We start from the raw sequence: 18,655 nt of genomic DNA on the forward strand, positions 1-18,655 counted from the left end.
GGCTTAAATTTTGGTACATATTACTTGGTTTTCAAACTGTAAATTAACTTTACTATAACGCTTAAGCATATTTTCTTTTTGGTTCTTTTGATAAAATGCTTTTAAATTGTTTATTTTTTTATCTAAAAATTTCATATCTCCCAACTGTACTATAAAATTACATTGTCTCAGTCTTAAATGAAGTCTTTTGTCAATGTCTTGATGAATCTCGATAACATGCTTATTTAAAAATTTATCATTTTTTATTTTACGTGCTATTTTATAGACGTTTTTTAAATTGTTTTTTTCAACATAACCAGTAACCAATGGCACTCTAGCTGAATAATTTGATGATAATGGCATAAAATGACCTTCGTCATCAACATAATAAGATGCATTAGTGCTAACTCTTGCTATAGGTGTTTTTTGTTCTATTTCAGCATTAAGTGTACCATTTACAGCAACATACACTTCTGCAGCTTTTATCATCGGATTAGATTTGAGGTTTTTTTCTAATTCATTCAAAACTAAAGTTTCTTTAGGCACGTTTTTAACACCTCCGTAATTTTGTATTAACAATTTACTAACAGTTTCGTTTGTTATGAAAAGGTTGTTTTTTCCAATGAATTTTATATTGGGGCTAGATACTTCTCTAGACGCATTTCTACTAGACGCAAATGCGAACAAAAAACTTACTAATCCTAGTAAAACCAACATTTTTATATAGTTCCAATTAATTTTCAATGCTAAACTCTTTTTTTATGTGTTTGACTTCTTCTCCTATATCCCCTGCTCCTATTGTTAAAATAATTTGGGAATTACTTCTGTGTATTTGAGACAGTAGTTCTTTTTTACTAACTAACTTTTTGTTTTTGTTATTTATTTTACCTAACAACCACTTTGAAGTCACACCTTCTATAGGTAATTCTCTTGCAGGATAAATATCTAGTAGTAACAGCTCATCAAATTGCGATAAACTTTTTGCAAAATCATCAATAAAATCTCGGGTTCTACTATATAAGTGCGGTTGAAAAACTGCTAATACTTTTTTATTCGGGTACATTTCGCGTACAGCTTGATGCACAGCGTTAATTTCTTCTGGATGATGTGCATAATCATCAATGAACACTAAATTTTCTGTTTTGATATGATAGGTAAATCTGCGTTTAACTCCCTTATATGATGCTAAAGCTTTGCCGAGCTCCTCGATAGGGCAACCATACTCTACAGCCATCGCCAAAGCTATTAATGCATTCGACAAATTATGTCTACCAGGTAGGTTAAATTGTAATTTTTTGAATATTGTTTTTGGTGTCTTTACATCAAAAACATATGTGCCATTTTCTATTTTTATATTTTGAATGGTATAATCTGAATCATCTTCTATACCATAAGTAATACCATGTAACGGCAATCCATTTTTAACGAATAACGTTCCATTGGGCTTTATTTTTTTTGAAAAATCTTCAAATGATTTTTTTAATTCTGAAGCGTCTCCGTAAATATCCAAATGGTCGGCATCCATAGAAGTAATACAAGCTAAATCTGGAGATAAGGTTAAAAACGAACGATCAAACTCATCGGCTTCAACAACTGAAACTTCTGTTCCATTTAGAATCAAATTGGAATTATAATTTTCACTAACACCCCCTAAAAATGCTGTTACAGGCACATGACATTCGTTCATTAAATGTCCTAAAATACTTGTGGTAGTTGTTTTACCATGTGTTCCAGCTATTGCCAAACAATATGTGTTTTCTGTTATTAGACCTAAAGCTTGAGAGCGTTTTATGACTTGATAACCGTTATTTTTAAAATAGTTTAATTCTTTATGCGCAATTGGAATTGCTGGTGTATAAACAATTAACGTCTTGTTTTTGTTTAAAAAATCAGTATCTATACTTTCAACAGCTTCCTCGAAATGAATTTGAATACCTAATCCTTCCAAACCATCTGTTATTTCGGTTTGTGTTTTATCGTATCCAGCTACTTGTTTTTTATTGGCATGGAAATAACGCGCTAGAGCACTCATGCCTATGCCGCCAATACCAATAAAATAAACGTTATGTATATTATTTAAATTCATTTACTTTCAAGAAGCTTTTCTACCTCATCCACTATATCCTTTGTTGCATTTATTAATGCTATTTTTTTAATATTCTGTCCTAATTCTTTTTGTTTTTCTGGTGACGCAACGAGTTGTAAAAAATTGTTCTCAAAGTCAGCTTCTAAATCTTCTTCTTTAATTAATAAAGCAGCATGGTTTTCAACAATTGCCATAGCATTTTTTGTTTGATGGTCTTCTGCAACATTTGGCGATGGGATAAAAATGACCGGCTTACCCACTATACATAATTCTGAAACCGAACTAGCACCAGCTCTAGAAATCACCATATCTGCCGCCGCATAGGCATAATCCATGTTATTTAAAAACTCAAATACTTGCACATTATTTGTGTTGTTATAAATTTTATATTGTTGATAATAGAGTTTACCGCATTGCCATAGAATTTGAACATTTTGTGTATCAAAAAAATCCAATTCTTTTTCTATCAATTCATTAATTCGTCGTGAGCCTAAACTACCCCCTATGACCAATAAGGTATGCTTACCGTGTTTTAAATTGAAAAAATCTTTAGCTTCAACGGTTTTATTATCAATATCCAACAGTCCTTGACGCACTGGATTACCTGTTTTTATAATTTTTTCTTTTGGAAAAAACCGCTCTAAACCATCATAAGCCACACATATTTTTTTCGCTTTTTTTGATAGTAACTTATTTGTAATTCCAGGATATGAATTTTGCTCCTGTATTAAACTGGGTATATTATAATATGCAGCCATTTGCAATAATGGACCGCTCGCAAAACCGCCTGTTCCTATAGCCACATTTGGCTTAAACGACTTTATGATTTTACGAGCTTTCCAAAGGCTACTAATCACTTTAAAAGGAAAACTTAAATTTTTTAATGTTAATCTACGCTGAATACCAGAAATCCAAAGGCCTTTAATATCATATCCAGCTTGAGGCACTTTTTCCATTTCCATTCTATCATTAGCACCTACAAATAAAAATTCAGCATCTGGAAAACGGGATTTTAGCTCGTTTGCTATGGCAATGGCTGGGTAAATGTGCCCTCCTGTTCCTCCTCCTGAAAGAATAATTTTATATGTCTCTTTTTTTTCCACTAATGCACGAATATATATTCTTAAAATTCCAATATTTAAAACCCAAATTCCAAAGGAGCTACTTTACTACAAAGCTTCGCTTAGGATTTCCAATGGATTATCTTCATTTATTTCTTGTTCTTTTATTTCTTCTCGTTTTGCGCTTACACTTAATATAATTCCTATAGCTAAACAGGTCATCCATATGGATGTTCCTCCACTACTTATCAAGGGCAGGGTTTGACCTGTTACTGGAAACAACTCTACAGCCACGGCCATATTAATTAATGCTTGAAACACAATTGGCAAACCAACTCCAAGCACTAAAAGTTTTCCAAATATGGTATCGCACTTTTGTGCTACTATAACAATTCTAAAAAGTAACCACAGATATAATATCATAATAACAAACCCGCCTATTAGTCCGTATTCTTCAATGATAATAGCAAAGATGAAATCGGATGATGATTGGGGCAAAAAATTCTTTTGCATGCTTTTTCCTGGTCCCACACCTTTAATACCTCCTGTTGCTATGGCTATTTTTGCTTTTTCTATTTGATAATCGGCTTCGGTATCTTCTGGATTTGAAAAACTTTCAATCCTACCCATCCATGTATCCACCCTATTTGGCATAGCATCAGGAAAAGCCTTAGCTATTAGTATAAATAAGGTTAAAGTTAAAATTCCAGAACCTATAATAACAGCCAAATAACGTATCGGGTAGCCTCCTAAAAAGACTAACATGAGCACCATTAAAAACATGATGGCCGCTGTTGAAAAATTAGCAGGCAATATGAGTATCAACACAAAAAAAACAGGAACCCAAAGCGGCAAGACAGATGCTTTAAACGTAATAGCTTTATCTTTTATTTTAGACATATATCGAGCCACATATACCATAAGAACAACAGCCGCTAAAGTTGACGTTTGAAAAGACATACCAACTATAGGTATTTGAATCCACCTACTGGCATTTGCTCCTTCAATGGTTGTACCTTGCAACATGGTTACACCTAACAAAACCAGTACGATGGGAATCATAATTAAAGATAACCCCTTGAAATATCTATATGGAATTTTATGAACACCATACATAATACCAAATCCTAAAACTAAATGCACAAAATGCTTAACAAAAAACGTAAATGTATTACCTCCTACTGTCTTATAAGCTAAATTACTTGCAGCACTATAAACAGGCAAAAATGATAGTATTGCCAACAGGGCTACTATTGCCCAAATTAACCTATCGCCTTTTATATTTTTAAATAGTTTTTGCACGTCCTTTTATAAGTTTCTTACTGCATTTTTAAACTGACGCCCTCTATCTTCATAGTTTTCAAATAAATCAAAACTTGCACAGGCTGGAGAAAGCAATACGTTATCCCCAGCATTAGCTACTTTATAAGCTATTTTTACAGCTTCGCTCATAAACTGTGTTTCTATAATAACATCAACCATATTGCCAAACGTGTTCATTAATTTTTCATTATCAACGCCCAAACAAATAATAGCTTTTACTTTTTCGTTTATAAAAGGAAACAAAGCTTCATAATTATTACCCTTATCTACGCCTCCAACTATCCAAACGGTTGGCGCATCCATACTTTCTAAGGCATAATATGTTGCATTTACATTAGTAGCTTTGGAGTCGTTTATATATTGCACCTTGTTTATTTTTAGCACTTGTTCTAAACGATGCTCAACTCCTTGAAAATTCTCAAAACTTTCTCTAATGGTTTGTTTTCTGATTTTAAGTAAGTGCGCTACAGTAGAAGCTGCCATCGCATTTTTAATGTTGTGCTTTCCTTCTAATGTAAGATTTGATGTTGGCATAATAATTTGATTGTTATTTATTGTTATTTTAATAGTGTCTTTGTCTAAATACGCACCATTTTCAATATTTTTTTCTAATGAAAATGGCAATAATGTAGATTGAACTGGGTTGTTTTTAAGATGTTTTGTAATGACTTCATCATCGGCATCATAAATCAAATAATCGTCTTTGGTTTGATTCATGGCTATTCTAAATTTAGAATCGATATAGTTTTCAAACTTGTAATCATATCTATCTAAATGATCGGGTGTTATATTTGTAATTATGGCTATTTTCGGTTTAAAATCAATGATATCATCTAACTGAAAACTACTGATCTCTAATACATAATTTTTAAAGTTTTCTTCTAAAATCTGTTTTGCAAAACTGTCGCCAATATTTCCCGCTAGCCCCACATTCAACTCTTGTTTTAAAATGTGATGTATTAAAGTGGCTGTTGTTGTTTTACCGTTACTTCCTGTTATTCCAATAATAGTAGCCTCTGTAAATTTTGAAGCAAATTCTATTTCAGAAACCACAGTAATTCCGCGTTCATGAATTTGCTTAACCAAAGCCACTTTATCAGAAATCCCTGGGCTTTTCATAACGATATCAGCATTTAGAATTTTAGCTTCTGTATGGCCTTCATCTTCCCATTCAATCTCATTATGTATAAGAACGTGTTTGTACTTTTCTTTTATTTTTCCTTTATCGGAAACAAAAACCTCATAGCCTTTTTCTTTTCCTAAAAGCGCTGTGCCTATACCGCTTTCTCCTCCTCCAAGAATTACTAAACGCCCCATACTAAATCCTTCCCCAAAGGGTAAGGACTTACCACTTTGCTTTTATTAGTTGTTTCTATGTAAATCTCTTTTATCACTTCTCTAACTCTTCGTTTCTTTACTTACAATTATAGGATTCCTGCTTTCGCAGGAATTTGTTATCTAATTTTCAAAGTCACAATTGAAATGATAGCCAACAATATGCCTACTATCCAAAACCGTGTTACTATTTTACTTTCGTGATATCCTGATTTTTGGTAATGATGATGCAATGGCGACATCTTAAAGATGCGTCGTCCTTCGCCATACTTCTTTTTGGTATATTTAAACCAACTGACTTGCATGACCACCGATAAATTTTCTGCTAAAAAGATGCCACACAATACTGGAATTAACCACTCTTTACGAACTGCAATGGCTATTACCGCTATTATGCCTCCAATAGTCAAACTCCCTGTATCGCCCATAAATACTTGTGCTGGGTAGGTATTGTACCACAAAAACCCAATTAATGCTCCAACAAAGGCTGCTATATAAATTGTAATTTCCTCAACTCTTGGGATATACATGATATTGAGGTATTCCGAAAAAATGATATTACCCGATACCCAGGCAAAAATCCCTAATGTTAATACTATTATTGCTGATGTTCCAGCCGCTAAACCATCTATTCCATCGGTTAAGTTAGCGCCATTTGAAACCGCCGTAATAATAAATATGGACACCAAAACAAAAATTATCCATGCGTATTTTTGTAAATCTGGACTTATCCAAGTAATTAAATCGGCATAATCGAACTCATTACCTTTTACAAACGGAATGGTTGTTTTTGTTGACTTAACTTCGTCTTTAAATAATTTTGAAGCTTCTATATCTGGGTTTTCAGCTAATAATATTTGCTGTTCTGCAACGGGAAGCTTTTCTTTCATCGTTACATCTTGATGAAAAAACAAAGTAGCTCCAACTATAATACCTAATCCAACTTGCCCTAAAACTTTAAAACGCCCTTTTAAACCTTCTTTGTCATTTTTAAACTTTTTAATGTAATCATCTATAAACCCAATAGTCCCCATCCAAAGAGTCGTTACTATTAAAAGCATGATGTATATATTTTCCAGTTTTGCTAATAATAATACTGGAATTAAAGTAGCAAGAATGATAATGATTCCACCCATAGTTGGCGTGCCTGCTTTTTCTTTTTGACCATCAAGACCTAAATCTCTAATAGTTTCTCCTACTTGTTGTTTTAATAAAAACCGAATAATTCTTTTACCATAAATTGTAGAAATTAACAGTGATAAAATCATTGCCAAAGCTGCTCTAAAGGTTAAAAAACCAAAAAGTGTTGCGCCCGGAAATTGAAACTGTTTTTCTAAATATTCGAATAGGTAATACAGCATTGTGTTATTGGTTATTTGTTGGTTTCTGGTTACTGTTTATTAGTTTCTGGTTACTATAATCTTTTGCTTTAAGCTTCATTTCTAGCTACTTTTGTAATTGTTTCAGAAATTCCTGCACTATTTTAAGATCATCAAAGTCAAAGCGTTCTCCTTTAATTTCTTGATAGGTCTCATGTCCTTTTCCTGCTATTAAAATAATATCGTTAGGCTGTGCTATTTGGCAAGCTGCTTTAATGGCTTGCTTTCTATCTTCAATGGTTAGTGCCTTTTTATAATTTTGAGGCTCAACACCTTTTTCAATCTCACTTAAAATATCTTCTGGTTTTTCGCTTCGCGGATTATCGCTAGTAAAAATCACTTTGGTACTTAATGCCGTGGCGATATGTCCCATTTTAGGGCGTTTGGTTTTATCTCTATCGCCTCCACAACCTACAACCGTTATTAGCTCTTCATTTTTAGTACGAATGCTATTAATGGTTTCTAATACATTCTTTAAAGCATCGGGTGTATGTGCATAATCAACAATAGCTGTAATTTTTTCACCTGAAACCACATACTGAAAACGTCCACTTACATTTTCTAAATCACTTATCAATCTTAAAATCTCAACTTTTTCAAGTCCTAACAATTCTGCAGCCGCGTAAATTGCCAAAACATTATAGGCGTTAAAATTCCCAATAAGTCTTGTCCAAACCTCACTATCATTAACTTTAAGTAATAAGCCTCCAAATTGATTTTCCAATATTTGGGATTTATAATCAGCATAACTTTTCAAGGCATAGGTATACTTTCTAGCCTGAGTGTTTTGCAACATAACCAAGCCGTTTTTATCATCAACATTAACGAGTGCAAACGCTTTGTCTGAAAGCTGATCGAAGAACTTCTTTTTTACATCTCTGTATTCTGCAAAAGTTTTATGGTAATCTAAATGATCATGGGACAGGTTTGTAAAAATACCACCTTCAAAGCATAAACCTTCTGTTCTATGTTGATGAATCCCGTGAGAGCTTACTTCCATAAAGCAAAATTCTACTCCAACCGCATTCATCTCACTTAAATACTTATTGATGGTTAATGAATCTGGTGTGGTATGTGTCGCTTTATACTCGGTGTTATCAACCATAATTTTTACAGTTGACAACAGGCCTACCTTATATCCTGCTTTTTTAAACAATTGATACAATAAGCTTGCTACTGTAGTTTTTCCATTAGTCCCGGTAACTCCAACTAATCTTAAGTTTTCTGATGGTATTTGATAAAAATTTGAAGCTATAATTGCTAGAGCTTTACTGGAGTTTTCCACCTCTATATAGGTAACACCATCGATTATTTTTTTTGGCAAGGCTTCGCAAACAATACTTTTTGCGCCTTTCTCTATAGCTGTATCAATAAAATCATGACCATCTGCAATTGTACCTCGAGTGGCTACAAACAAATTACCATCTGTAATTTTACGAGAATCAAAATCAACATCTAACACATCTATATTTGTACTTCCAACAACCGCGTTGATAGTTACCTTATATAATATGTCTTTTAATGCTATCATGATGCTTTTAAAACTATGGTTTGTTTATCTTTTAACTTTGTGCTTTTTTTGATTGATTGCGCCTTTACAATACCATTGCCATTCAATTTCACTTTAAGATCTACCTGCATATTTTCCAGAAGCACTATAGCATCCATAGCTGGCATACCTACAACATTTGGCATAATGGTTTTATAAGTTTGAGCTGTTTTATAAAAGCTTTCATACTCGTCTTCAACTGTTCCCATTTTAACTTCAAGCGAGTTAACTTCATCTATCAAAGGCGTGTCTGTGTATATTTTTTGAGCTACTCTTTTAAATACGGGTCCTGAAACATCTGCGCCGTAAAACCCAACTTCTGTACTTGGCTTATGAATGACTACAATGCAAGAATACTTTGGGTTTTCAACAGGAAAATATCCAGAGAAAGATGAAATGTATCTTGGGTTATCTTCCCAATCTTTCATCCAATATTCTGTTCTGGCTGTACCTGTTTTTCCTGCCATAGAAAAAGTTTTTGAGTATAACTTCTTCCCGGTCCCTCTAACGACTACATGCTTTAATATTTCTTTCGTTTTATTTAAAGTTTCATCTGAAGAGATTTTTTTAACAATAACTTCTTTATTAAAAGTTTCAATTTCCTTATCAAACTCTTTTATTGCTTTTAAAAACCTTGGCTTTATAAGTTCTCCATCATTCGCTATAGCATTATAGAATGCTAAAGTCTGAAGCGGCGTTAACTCTAAATTATACCCATAAGCCATAGACGGCAATGCATTTTTACTCCATTTTTTATCTCCTGGCTCTGGAATATCTGGCTCACCTTCACCTATAATGGAAACTCCTAATGGCTTATTCAATTTCCATGCTTTAATTCGATTAAGAAATCTTTCTGGTTTTTCAGAATAGTGTTCATCTATAATGGTAGCCAATCCTATATTTGATGATACTTCCAATGCTCGAGCTACAGAAATTTCTCCATAACCACCTCGTTTCGAATCATGTATATATCTTCCATAAAATCGTTTTCTTCCCTTTTTAGTATCTACAACTGTAGCCGTATCAATAACTTTATCTTCTAAAGCTGCCATTAGAGCCATAACTTTAAATGTAGAACCTGGCTCATGACTTTCGCCAACAGCATAGTTTAACTTTTCGTAATATTTACCACTACTTGTTCTTCCTAGATTTGAGATTGCTCTAATTTCACCTGTTTCTACTTCCATAACAACCACACAACCATGCTCAGCTTCATACAGTTCTAATTGCTTCAAAAGCGCATGATGTGCTATATCCTGTATATTTACATCAATTGTTGTATACACATCATATCCGTCTTTTGGCTCAATTTCGTTAGCATCGCTTAAAGGTTTCCATTGCCCTTTTCCTATTTGTTGTTTTTTTCTTTGACCATCAACACCTCGTAAATACTTTACCCCAAATGCACCGTCAATTCCTGGCCGTGTTACATTTCCTTTATCATCTACACGCTCATAACCAATCGTTCTTTGCGCAATACCTCCCATGGGGTGTTCTCGTTTTGTAGTTTGCTCAACAATTAACCCGCCTTTAAAAGCCCCTAACTTTAATAATGGAAAATTCCTTATTCGTATATAATCTGAATAACCGATATTTCTTGCCAATAGATAATACCTATTCTTATTGACACGTGCACGCCTAATAGCTTTTTCAAGCTTGGCTGAAGATTTTCCTGTGTATTCTGATAGTGAATCGCAAAACGGCTTTACATACTTTTCGAATGTTTTATTTGAAGATGTTAAAGCATCTAAACGAATATCATATTTAGGAATTGAAGTCGCTAATAAATTTCCATTAACGGAATACACATTTCCTCTATTTGCAGGAATGATAACATCTTTGACCACACGTTCAGTAGCTAAGGCCTTATATTTATCGCCTTGTAAGAACTGAATACTTAGCAATTTAAACACCACAGCAATTCCGAAGATGAACATACATCCTGCTATAAAATATAATCGGTTTAATATGCCTTTTTCGTTTACTGCCAAAACCTAATTTAATTTTGTTTTTTTACTTTTATTTTTTGTGGTGGGTTTTCCGATATAGCTAACCCCTTTTCTTTCATGGCTTTTATAACATGTGATTCCATTTTAAGCCGCATAAGTTTGGAACGACCATCAACAAAAGCGGAACGCATTTCTTTAACTTCATTTTTTAATCGCGCTATTTCATATACTTTTTTGTCTGCACTATGCGAACTTGCAATCATGATAATAGCCAGTCCGGAAATAAACAGGATAAATCTCCAATTTCTAAAGGAATCATCACTTACTAAAAAAGTTCCTTTTAATATGTTATAAATGTTTTTTTTCATTTATAATTTCTCTGCTATTCGAAGTTTTGCACTTCTTGCTCGGTTATTAATTTTTATTTCTTCCGCTGTAGGCACAATCAATCCATTTACTTTTTTTAACGGCACTTCAAAATTCCCAAACATGTCACGCTCTGGCTCTCCTTCAAACATACCGTTTCTAATAAAACGCTTAACTAATCTATCTTCTAAAGAGTGATAGGATATAAAACTTAACCGTCCACCTTTATATAAAACCTCTGGTGTTTGTTGCAAAAACTCTTTTAAAGCCTCAATTTCCTGATTCACTTCTATTCTAATCGCTTGGTAAATTTGAGCCAAAACTTTATTCTCATGACGTGGTGGTAAAAACTTTTTTAAAACAGTTTTTAACTGCTCACTCGTTATGATAGGTTTCGTTTTTCTATAGGCGACAATTAATCTTGCCATTGCTGGTGCTGCACGCAATTCACCATATTCCAAAAACACCTGTTTCAATTTTTCTTCTTCGTATTCATTAACCACATGAAAAGCAGACAACTCGTTTTGCTGATTCATTCGCATATCTAAATCCGCTTCAAAACGTGTAGAAAACCCACGTTCGGCTACATCAAACTGATGTGAAGACACACCAAAATCTGCCAAAATACCATCGACCTGCTTTACACCATGAAATCTTAAAAAGCGTTTTACGTATCTGAAATTCTCATGAATAAGCACAAACCTACTATCGTTAATTGTATTTTTAAGAGCGTCTAGATCCTGATCAAAAGCAAACAATCTACCTTTATCACCAAGTCGTTTTAGTATTTCCTTACTGTGTCCGCCGCCGCCAAATGTCACATCCACATAAACACCATCAGGACGAATATTCAAACCATCTACAGTTTCCTTCAGTAGTACAGGGTTATGATATTCCATGGTCATCGTCATCTTGTCCCATAACTTCTTCAGCCAGATCCGCAAAATCATCAGCTGCATCGTCAATGGCTTGTTCGTATAAATCTTTATCCCAAATTTCAATAATATTGATAGCAGAAGCCACCACTATATTTTTTGAAATCTTTGCAAAAACCGTTAAATCCTTTGGAATCAACAATCTTCCATTCACATCAACCTCAACCATTTTAGCCCCTGCAGTAAACCTTCGGATAAAATCGTTATTCTTCTTTTTAAACTTATTTAACTTATTCATTTTCTGCATCAACACTTGCCACTCTGCTATAGGGTAAAGCTCAATGCACTTTTGAAATACCGAACGACGCATTACAAATCCTTCTTGTAAAATAGAAGACAACTGCTTTTTGATAGCAATAGGCATCATTAACCTGCCTTTTGCATCAACTTTACAATCGTATGTTCCTGTAATTAAGTCCAAAGCGGTTTTTATGAAAGTTTTAAAGTTTAAGTTTCAAATATATTCAAAATTTACCATATTTTACCACTTCCTACCACTTTGTTGATAAATTTTCGATTAAAGTAATCTTAAAACCCAAATAAGAAAACCAAAAGCAATACTGGCGCTATCTTACACTAGATTAAAGCCTTCCATTTTTAAATAATTGATTTGTTAACATCTCTGTTAAAAAATTTATGGTGGTTTTGTTTTTGATGAAATTTCAATTTTACTTGAAAAAAATTATTATAGTGGAAATATCAATGAAATAACTATATTTGTTTTTATTGACTGACTGATTAATGACGCATCATTTAAAAAAAGAAAAAAAATTCAGCTATATTGAAGCAGGCGAAGGCACACCTATAATTGTGCTACACGGCCTTATGGGCGGCTTGAGCAACTTTAGTTCTGTGACAGATTATTTTAGCGAAAAAGGCTACAAAGTCCTTATTCCAGAATTGCCAATATATACGATGCCCTTGCTAAAAACCACCGTAAAAAGTTTCGCTAAATACTTGCACGACTTTATTGTTTTTAAAGGCTATAAAGACGTTATTGTTCTAGGAAATTCTTTAGGCGGACATATTGGCCTGTATCACACAAAAATGTATCCTGAAACGGTAAAAGCACTTATTATTACCGGAAGCTCTGGACTTTACGAAAGTGCTATGGGTGGTGGCTATACCAAACGTGGCGATTACGAGGTCATAAAAAAGAAAGCCCAAGATGTGTTTTACGATCCTGCTGTAGCTACAAAAGAGATTGTTGATGAAGTTTACGAAACTGTAAACGATCGTAATAAATTAATAAAAACCTTAGCTATTGCCAAAAGTGCTATTAGGCACAATATGGCTAAAGACTTGCCAAAAATGCAAACACCAACGTGTATAATTTGGGGAAAAAATGATAATGTAACCCCTCCTGAAGTTGCCGAGGAATTTAATGAACTTTTACCAGATTCTGAATTGTTTTGGATAGACAAATGTGGACATGCGGCTATGATGGAACACCCTGATGAGTTTAATGGTATTATGGATGCTTGGTTGGAGAAAAGAGCATTTTAATATTTAAAAAGCCTAATTTGAAAATTAAGTCTGCCGAATTCGTTATGAGCAACTCTGATGTTGCTAAGTGCCCAAAAAGCAGGCTTCCTGAATACGCTTTTATTGGCAGAAGTAATGTTGGCAAATCTTCATTAATAAATATGTTGACTAGCCGAAAAAGTTTGGCTAAAACTTCTGGAAGACCTGGAAAAACTCAGCTTATTAATCATTTTTTAATTAATAAAAACTGGCACCTTGTTGATTTACCTGGTTATGGTTATGCACGTGTATCTAAAAGCTCAAAAAAGACCTTTCAGAAATTTATAACTCAATATTTTGCGTTGCGCGAACAATTGGTTACGGCATTTGTTTTAATTGATATTAGACACAAGCCACAAGCCATAGACCTAGAATTTATGCAATGGCTAGGGGAACACGGTATTCCGTTTTCAATCATCTTTACTAAAGCTGATAAGCTAAAACCTAAGGCTATTGAAAATCATGTAGAGGACTACAAAAAAGTACTTTTAGAAACTTGGGAGGATATGCCTAATTATTTTATCACCTCTTCGTCTAAAGCTATTGGAAAAGATGACGTTTTAGCATATATTGATAAATTAAATGAGAACATGGAGTTATAATAACCAACACTCCTTCTTTTTTAGTGTTTTTTATATTTGTTTGAGCAACAAAAAACTAATTTAAAAAACAAAATAAAGTTAATTATCTCAAACTAATTCTTCACATCTAAAGCATCCCGTAACGCATTCCCAATCAGCATAAATGCCATAACCAAACTCATAATACAAAATCCAGGAATCATAGCTAAATAGGGTTTACCAAGAATAATATAATTATAGTGATCTTTAATCATAGCACCCCAGCTTGCCATGGGTGGTTGTGCTCCAATACCCAAGAAACTAAGTCCGCTTTCAATTAAAATAGCTGCTGCAAAATTAGCTGCAGAAATTACAATAACGGGGGCCATTATATTTGGCAAAATATGTTTGGTAATAATTCTGTAATCCTTAAAACCTAAAGCTCTAGCCGCGGTTACATACTGCATTTCTTTAGCGCTAATTATTTGTCCACGTACAACCCTAGCTACTTCTACCCACATCGTAAGCCCTACGGCTATAAACACCTGCCAAAACCCTTTTCCTAAAGCTAGGGTTATGGCGATAACCAATAACAAGGTTGGTATGGACCAAGTAACATTAATAATCCACATGATAACAGTATCTACCTTTCCACCAAAATAGCCTGCTAGACTCCCCATGAAAACACCGATAACTAGTGATATAAAAACTGCTACAAAGCCTATAAAAAAGGAGATTCTTGCCCCTACTAAAACCCGACTTAATAAATCGCGTCCATATTTATCTGTACCAAACAGAAAGTTTTTTTCTTTTATAAATTGGGTTACGGAATGGTTTGGAAATTTACTAATATGGATTGTTTTCTCTGCGCCTTCTAACCCATCAGAGGCATATTCTTTATATATTAAAACATCGTCTTTAAAACTATATTCTGAAATAGGAATTTCAGTTTCTGTGTTTTTTTTTCCAAAGAACATTTTATCAAAAGCACTTTGATTGGCTTCTATTTTTGATGGAATTGTGAGCATGGTTACTTTAAAACCTGGCTTTTTAGAGTGAATTGCCAAATGCATTTGATTGGCATATCGCGAGTTATCCGGTGCAAATACATAAGCAAATACAGATACCAAACCAACAAAAACAATAAAACAGAAACTAAAAACGCCCCAGAAGTTTTTTTTAAACTTTTGGAGCGCCAGTTGTCTTAGTGAGTTTAATTTACCCATAAAATAATTAGTTCTTTACCTTGACAGCGGAAGCCACCTTTTTAATAGGATATGATGTTTTTAAATCCTCTAATACATTAAGCGCTTCTTCTATATAAACATCTTTACTTAAGCTTTCGTGCCAACGCTGACGCTTTTCTTTTAAATCGGTTGTATCTTGTTTAAAAAGGTTCTTTTCATAACTATGCGAATCAAAAGTCAAATTCGTTTTATACTTTGAAATAGCATCAAACTTTTTAGATTCTAACTCATTAGCCTCTATTTTAGATTTATAAGTTTTGTAGTTTAGTGAGTAAACTGTTTCGTCAATTTTACTTTTAACCCATTTGGCATTATCTTCAATAAGCTTTAATTGCTCATTATTACTCATACGTTCCTCACTCTTTTTAATAGTTGCATTGTAATCAAAGTAGTTTTCCCATGTTGTATAAGTTGCTGCAGAAATTTCATCCCAAGGCAATGGATTCTCTTTATCCTTTTCACCTACATCAATAAAACTAAAACGCCCAGGAACTTTTACGTCACTCTTAACACCTTCTAATTGCACAGAACCACCATTAATTCTATAATATTTTTGGGTCGTTAATGCCAAAGCCCCTAAATCGCCACTTGTATTATTTCTAAGCATGTTGTTCAAATTAATCACATTTTGAACTGTACCCTTTCCATAGGTTTGTTTACTACCAATAATAATAGCACGTTTATAATCCTGCATAGCAGCTGCCATAATTTCGGAAGCTGATGCTGAAATTTCATTTACCAAAATCACAAAGGGCCCATCCCAAGCAATAGACTTATCCCTGTCTTTTAAAACCTCTTTTGCCTCGCCGGTTGAGCGCACTTGAACTATAGGGCCATCTTGTATAAACAAACCTGCCATATCTACTACGGCCGGCAATGAACCACCTCCATTATTACGCAAATCCAAAACCAAACCTTCCACACCTTCTTGCTTTAAACGCTCGATTTCTTTTTTCACGTCTTTAGCAGCATTCACATTTTTATAATCTTGAAAATCGACATAAAAAGCGGGCAAATTAATTACTCCAAACTTTTTATCATCTTTATCTACTATCGATGATTTTGCATAGGTTTCATTCAATTCTACAATATCTCTGGTAATAACAATATCTTTAAGTGTACCGTCCACTTTTTTAACGGTTAATGTCACTTTTGTTCCTTTAGGACCTTTAATATATTTTATAGCGTCGTTTATACGCATTCCTACAATATTTACTGGAAACTCTTCATCTTCTTGCTTCACCTTCAGAATAATATCCTCAACCTCTAGCTCTTTACTTCTCCAAGCTGGTCCACCAGAAATCAATTCCACTATTTTTATGTAATCCATACGCTTTTGCAACCTAGCCCCTATACCTTCCAATTTTCCAGACATACGCTGATCAAAATCCTCTTTATTTCTGGGCGCTAAATAGTAAGTATGCGGATCAAATTCTTCAACAATGGTATTCACATAAACCGCAAACCAATCTTCACGTCTTTGATCATCAATATAATCTTCAAAAAAGATGTTTATGGAATTTAATGTCGCCTCACGAGCTTCTTTTTCAATTTGTTCATTAGTCTTCATTACATAAGACGCATCGTTTTCTTTAGCTAATTTTTCTTGTTTATATAAATCGTCTAAATTAGATAGTGTAGAAAACTTAAGCTGTTGCCTCCAACGCTCTTTCATTTGTTTTCTATTTTTTACAAAGGCACTATTTTCGTAATTGGTATCAAAAGTCTCATCTATATTATAATCAAAAGGTTGCGAAAGGACTTCTTTATAAATATCCTTGGCTTCTTCAATACGCTTTAACATGCGCTCGTTAACGACATTAAAAAACGTGATATCAGTCGTCTTTAGTTGATCATCAATAGTTAATTTGAACTTTTCAAAATCTTTATAATCAGATTCGTAGAAATACCTTTTAACAGGGTCTAAGATTTCTATATAATCGTCAAATAATTCCGCAGAAAAATCATCATCCAATGCTATAGGGTCGAAATGACCTTGCTCTAGCACAAAGGTTATGATCTGAATTAATAATTTATCTTTATCAGGATTACTAAATTTTTTTGAGGTAAAACTACAAGATGCAAATGCAAGAAGTAGCAATAACGATAGTATTTTATAATTCCTTTTCATAATATTCTTCATCTATTAGTATTTGGTAGCTTATGGAAAGTACAACATATTTTTTACTAAAATAAAGAAAAAACCATGCCAATACAGGCAATCGCTACTAATTTTTTGTTAAACCGAAGAAATTAGGCATTTACTGACGAAATTATGTATTTTAGCGGTGTTATACAAAGCTATTAATGACAAAAAGACCACTTATTCTAGTTACAAATGACGATGGCATTAGTGCACCTGGTGTTAGAGCTTTAATTCATATTATGAACACGCTTGGCGATGTTGTTGTGGTCGCTCCAGATAGTCCACAAAGCGGCATGGGACATGCTATTACATTAAATTCCACGTTATATGCTGAGCAAGTTTTTATAGATGATGGACCTCAAAAAGAATATAGTTGCTCTGGCACTCCTGCGGATTGCGTAAAACTAGCTATTAGAGAAATTTTAGACCGAACACCAGACCTTTGTGTTTCTGGGATTAATCATGGTTCAAATTCATCTATAAATGTTATTTATTCTGGCACAATGAGTGCTGCTATTGAAGCGGGTATTGAAGGTATTCCCGCTGTTGGTTTTTCTTTATTGGATTATACTTGGAATGCTAATTTTGAAGCATCTAAACCATTTGTTAAATCCGTTACCGAAAATGTTCTAAAACACGGGTTGCCCAATGGTATTGTTCTCAATGTAAATATCCCCAATAGTTCCGAAGGCCACATTAAAGGCATTAAAGTGTGTAGACAAGCCAAAGCGAATTGGGTTGAAGAATTTGACAAACGCCAAACACCACAAGGAAAAGATTATTACTGGCTTACTGGTAAATTTGTTAATTTAGATAATGGAGAGGATACTGATGAATGGGCACTTGAAAACAACTATGTATCGGTTGTTCCTTCTCAGTTTGATTTAACAGCTCACCGTTTTATAAAAGATTTAAACACTTGGAATTTAAATGATTAAAAAAGATATTTTCATTGGTATGTTTGTTGGTCTAATAGCCAATGCTATTGGTTTATATTTTACTGCTAGCTTATTAGGAAAAGGTGATGATTTTACAACAGTTATTCAAGCGGCGGCCGATGAAGGCTTTTTAGGAAAACTAATTAGTTTAGGTGCTATTTTAAATTTAGTGGCTTTTTTTATTTTTATAAAAAAGAAACAAGATTACCGTGCAAGAGGTGTGTTATTAATAACCGTTTTTATTGCTGTTTTCACTTTTGTTTTTAAACTCTTCTAAA

17 protein-coding genes are annotated in these 18,655 nt (G+C 33.7%); 4 read left to right on the forward strand and 13 right to left on the reverse strand.

What is annotated here, in order from left to right:
• Positions 1 to 3: 3 nt before the first annotated feature.
• From ABD941_RS03605 to mraZ, 11 genes are all read right to left on the reverse strand, one after another.
• Positions 4 to 696 (reverse strand): cell division protein FtsQ/DivIB, encoded by a 693-nt coding sequence (locus tag ABD941_RS03605; RefSeq protein ID WP_345272677.1) that lies wholly within the window; start codon positions 694 to 696, stop codon positions 4 to 6.
• 16 nt (positions 697 to 712) lie between these two features.
• Positions 713 to 2,065 (reverse strand): UDP-N-acetylmuramate--L-alanine ligase, encoded by a 1,353-nt coding sequence (gene murC / locus ABD941_RS03610; protein WP_345272678.1) that lies wholly within the window; start codon positions 2,063 to 2,065, stop codon positions 713 to 715.
• Complete coding sequence (gene murG / locus ABD941_RS03615; RefSeq protein ID WP_345272679.1) at positions 2,062 to 3,168, reverse strand: undecaprenyldiphospho-muramoylpentapeptide beta-N-acetylglucosaminyltransferase; 1,107 nt, start codon at positions 3,166 to 3,168, stop codon at positions 2,062 to 2,064. The genes murC and murG overlap by 4 nt, the downstream gene beginning before the upstream one ends.
• Positions 3,169 to 3,234: 66 nt before the next feature.
• On the reverse strand, positions 3,235 to 4,428 hold the full coding sequence (locus tag ABD941_RS03620; protein ID WP_345272680.1) for an FtsW/RodA/SpoVE family cell cycle protein: 1,194 nt from the start codon (positions 4,426 to 4,428) through the stop codon (positions 3,235 to 3,237).
• Positions 4,429 to 4,434: 6 nt separating this feature from the next.
• Entirely contained in the window at positions 4,435 to 5,766 is a 1,332-nt protein-coding gene (murD, locus tag ABD941_RS03625; protein ID WP_345272681.1) for a UDP-N-acetylmuramoyl-L-alanine--D-glutamate ligase, read from the reverse strand.
• 137 nt (positions 5,767 to 5,903) lie between these two features.
• Complete coding sequence (mraY, locus tag ABD941_RS03630) at positions 5,904 to 7,145, reverse strand: phospho-N-acetylmuramoyl-pentapeptide-transferase (protein ID WP_345272682.1); 1,242 nt, start codon at positions 7,143 to 7,145, stop codon at positions 5,904 to 5,906.
• Positions 7,146 to 7,230: 85 nt separating this feature from the next.
• Positions 7,231 to 8,694, reverse strand: a complete 1,464-nt coding sequence (locus tag ABD941_RS03635; protein WP_345272683.1) for a UDP-N-acetylmuramoyl-L-alanyl-D-glutamate--2,6-diaminopimelate ligase — start codon at positions 8,692 to 8,694, stop codon at positions 7,231 to 7,233.
• Positions 8,691 to 10,649 (reverse strand): penicillin-binding protein, encoded by a 1,959-nt coding sequence (locus tag ABD941_RS03640; protein ID WP_345273662.1) that lies wholly within the window; start codon positions 10,647 to 10,649, stop codon positions 8,691 to 8,693. The genes ABD941_RS03635 and ABD941_RS03640 overlap by 4 nt, the downstream gene beginning before the upstream one ends.
• A 62-nt stretch (positions 10,650 to 10,711) precedes the next feature.
• Complete coding sequence (locus ABD941_RS03645; protein ID WP_345272684.1) at positions 10,712 to 11,029, reverse strand: FtsL-like putative cell division protein; 318 nt, start codon at positions 11,027 to 11,029, stop codon at positions 10,712 to 10,714.
• Positions 11,030 to 11,926, reverse strand: a complete 897-nt coding sequence (gene rsmH, locus ABD941_RS03650; RefSeq protein ID WP_345272685.1) for a 16S rRNA (cytosine(1402)-N(4))-methyltransferase RsmH — start codon at positions 11,924 to 11,926, stop codon at positions 11,030 to 11,032. It lies immediately after the preceding gene.
• Positions 11,913 to 12,383, reverse strand: a complete 471-nt coding sequence (gene mraZ, locus ABD941_RS03655; protein WP_345272686.1) for a division/cell wall cluster transcriptional repressor MraZ — start codon at positions 12,381 to 12,383, stop codon at positions 11,913 to 11,915. The genes rsmH and mraZ overlap by 14 nt, the downstream gene beginning before the upstream one ends.
• A 320-nt stretch (positions 12,384 to 12,703) precedes the next feature.
• On the opposite strand from mraZ, the gene ABD941_RS03660 reads away from it, so the two are divergent.
• Positions 12,704 to 13,468, forward strand: coding sequence for an alpha/beta fold hydrolase (locus ABD941_RS03660; protein WP_345272687.1), 765 nt, complete (start codon positions 12,704 to 12,706; stop codon positions 13,466 to 13,468).
• 17 nt (positions 13,469 to 13,485) lie between these two features.
• On the forward strand, positions 13,486 to 14,088 hold the full coding sequence (gene yihA, locus ABD941_RS03665) for a ribosome biogenesis GTP-binding protein YihA/YsxC (RefSeq protein WP_345272688.1): 603 nt from the start codon (positions 13,486 to 13,488) through the stop codon (positions 14,086 to 14,088).
• 92 nt (positions 14,089 to 14,180) lie between these two features.
• Here the strand turns inward: yihA and ABD941_RS03670 are convergent, their stop codons facing one another.
• Together ABD941_RS03670 and ABD941_RS03675 are read right to left on the reverse strand one after the other, a co-directional pair.
• Positions 14,181 to 15,272 carry an ABC transporter permease gene (locus ABD941_RS03670; RefSeq protein WP_345272689.1) on the reverse strand — a complete coding sequence of 364 codons (1,092 nt, stop codon included), beginning with the start codon at positions 15,270 to 15,272 and terminating at the stop codon, positions 14,181 to 14,183.
• Between the two features lie 7 nt (positions 15,273 to 15,279).
• The gene (locus ABD941_RS03675) at positions 15,280 to 17,424 is read right to left on the reverse strand and encodes a carboxy terminal-processing peptidase (RefSeq protein ID WP_345273663.1); all 2,145 of its coding nucleotides are present in this window, start codon (positions 17,422 to 17,424) and stop codon (positions 15,280 to 15,282) included.
• Between the two features lie 176 nt (positions 17,425 to 17,600).
• On the opposite strand from ABD941_RS03675, the gene surE reads away from it, so the two are divergent.
• Positions 17,601 to 18,377, forward strand: a complete 777-nt coding sequence (surE, locus tag ABD941_RS03680) for a 5'/3'-nucleotidase SurE (RefSeq protein ID WP_345272690.1) — start codon at positions 17,601 to 17,603, stop codon at positions 18,375 to 18,377.
• The gene (locus ABD941_RS03685) at positions 18,370 to 18,654 is read left to right on the forward strand and encodes a hypothetical protein (protein WP_345272691.1); all 285 of its coding nucleotides are present in this window, start codon (positions 18,370 to 18,372) and stop codon (positions 18,652 to 18,654) included. The genes surE and ABD941_RS03685 overlap by 8 nt, the downstream gene beginning before the upstream one ends.
• Position 18,655: the final 1 nt, after the last annotated feature.

This window comes from Flaviramulus aquimarinus (genome assembly GCF_039543205.1).
In the GTDB taxonomy this organism is placed as follows: domain Bacteria; phylum Bacteroidota; class Bacteroidia; order Flavobacteriales; family Flavobacteriaceae; genus Flaviramulus_B; species Flaviramulus_B aquimarinus.

Coding starts and splice junctions, on each gene's coding strand:
- ABD941_RS03605 (WP_345272677.1), bottom strand. CDS start 696: ATGTTGGTTTTACTAGGATTAGTAAGTTTTTTGTTCGCATTTGCGTCT.
- murC (WP_345272678.1), bottom strand. CDS start 2,065: ATGAATTTAAATAATATACATAACGTTTATTTTATTGGTATTGGCGGC.
- murD (WP_345272681.1), bottom strand. CDS start 5,766: ATGGGGCGTTTAGTAATTCTTGGAGGAGGAGAAAGCGGTATAGGCACA.
- mraY (WP_345272682.1), bottom strand. CDS start 7,145: ATGCTGTATTACCTATTCGAATATTTAGAAAAACAGTTTCAATTTCCG.
- ABD941_RS03635 (WP_345272683.1), bottom strand. CDS start 8,694: ATGATAGCATTAAAAGACATATTATATAAGGTAACTATCAACGCGGTT.
- ABD941_RS03640 (WP_345273662.1), bottom strand. CDS start 10,649: ATGTTCATCTTCGGAATTGCTGTGGTGTTTAAATTGCTAAGTATTCAG.
- ABD941_RS03645 (WP_345272684.1), bottom strand. CDS start 11,029: ATGAAAAAAAACATTTATAACATATTAAAAGGAACTTTTTTAGTAAGT.
- rsmH (WP_345272685.1), bottom strand. CDS start 11,926: ATGGAATATCATAACCCTGTACTACTGAAGGAAACTGTAGATGGTTTG.
- ABD941_RS03660 (WP_345272687.1), top strand. CDS start 12,704: ATGACGCATCATTTAAAAAAAGAAAAAAAATTCAGCTATATTGAAGCA.
- ABD941_RS03670 (WP_345272689.1), bottom strand. CDS start 15,272: ATGGGTAAATTAAACTCACTAAGACAACTGGCGCTCCAAAAGTTTAAA.
- ABD941_RS03675 (WP_345273663.1), bottom strand. CDS start 17,424: ATGAAAAGGAATTATAAAATACTATCGTTATTGCTACTTCTTGCATTT.
- surE (WP_345272690.1), top strand. CDS start 17,601: ATGACAAAAAGACCACTTATTCTAGTTACAAATGACGATGGCATTAGT.
- ABD941_RS03685 (WP_345272691.1), top strand. CDS start 18,370: ATGATTAAAAAAGATATTTTCATTGGTATGTTTGTTGGTCTAATAGCC.